Annotated in this window: 2 protein-coding genes; both read left to right on the forward strand. The window is 46.9% G+C overall.

All coding sequences use genetic code 11. From position 1 onward, the window contains the following. On the forward strand, window positions 1–615 hold a 615-nt coding region (locus F6K49_RS48760), incomplete at its 5' end, for a tetratricopeptide repeat protein (protein ID WP_293109909.1). Then, on the forward strand, window positions 615–1,447 hold an 833-nt coding region (locus tag F6K49_RS48765), incomplete at its 3' end, for a hypothetical protein (protein ID WP_293109911.1). The genes F6K49_RS48760 and F6K49_RS48765, both read left to right, overlap by 1 nt.

Raw genomic sequence — 1,447 nt, forward strand, 5'->3', positions numbered from 1 at the left:
TTTTTCGATTGGTACAATCGCCAGGGAGTTAAGAAATATAATCAGGGGCAATTGGCTGGTGCTGAAGGGGACTATCTTCAGGCTTTGGCTCTCGATCCAGATAATGCCAAGGCTCACTATAATTTAGGGTCCCTCTACGAAGACCTGCAAGAGTTGGATAAAGCCAAGAGTCAATATCAATTTGCTGTTAAGGGGAATTTGATTAAGGCCAAGAACAATTTGGCTCGCTTGTGGATATTGCAGAATAAACCAGAATTGGCTACGCCTCTGCTGTGGAAGAGTTTACAGGAGATTCCAGAGGAGCAGGTGAGAATCAGATACAACTTGATGAAAAATTTCGGTTGGGCATTGTTACAACAGCAGGAACTAGAGCGAGCGGAGAGCTTTCTAAGGGGAGCGATCGCTTTAGCCACTACACCAGAGGGAATGGAGCAAATCACAACTCGCGCTTCAGCCCACTGTTTGTTGGCTCAGGTCTATGAACAGCAAACCCGCAATGGCGAAGCCCTTGAACAATGGCAAAAGTGTTCTCAGCTAGGTTCAATTGTTAATCCTGATCAAGCAAAATGGTTAGTTTTAGCTTACAAAGCGTTAAAGAAGGCAGGTAAACTCTAATGCAATGGAAAAAATGGAAACTCTTGATTGGCTTGGTCTTGGGGCTGAGCTTGGTAGTCAGCTTAGCTAGACCAGCTCGTCCGATTGGAAATGGTTTAAATCTAGTTGTGGCCCTTCGTCCTCAAGGTCAGGTGAAACTTAAGCGTTCCAGTTGGCAGGATTATCAGCCAGCGTTTATTGGTGCGTCACTGGGGGCTAAGGATCACCTCTTACTGGGCAGCAATACCTTTGCTAAAGTACTGTGCCAGAACTTAACAGAGTGGGAACCGGAAGATGGCAGAGACTATATCGTCTCTGAAGGCTGTCCTCCTACCTCAAAAGCAAAGCTATCTCCATCCGACCAGGATACAGTGCCTGAAAGAGCAGCCAATAATCCAGACATTCCTTATATTCTTAGACCTCGGAATAGTTCTGTGCTTAATCAGCAACCGCTGTTGCGCTGGCATCAGGTTAAGGGCGTGAGCAATTACCTGGTGAGGGTGATAGGTCCAGGGGTGGAGTGGAACCAGCAAACTAGTGCAACGGAGATAGTTTACTCAGGAAAGCAATTGCTAAAACCAGGGGCTCGTTATTGGTTGATTGTCAAGACTGACCAAGGCAAAAGTTCTAAGGACGAGGGAGTGTTCGGCTTTACCATCCTCGATCAGGAAAAAGCCCAAGAGGTATCGGCAGCAGCAGAGGAAATTAAGCAAAAGCAGTTGAGTAAGCCAGCAGAAGGACTCGCTTTGGCTCATTTGTACCGCAGCAATGACTTAAATCCTGAAGCCATTGACCTGCTGGAAACCGCTTTGGCTGATGGACCTGAGTCGATCCGGGTTTATCAACTTCTGGG

The organism is Moorena sp. SIO3I6 (assembly GCF_010672095.1).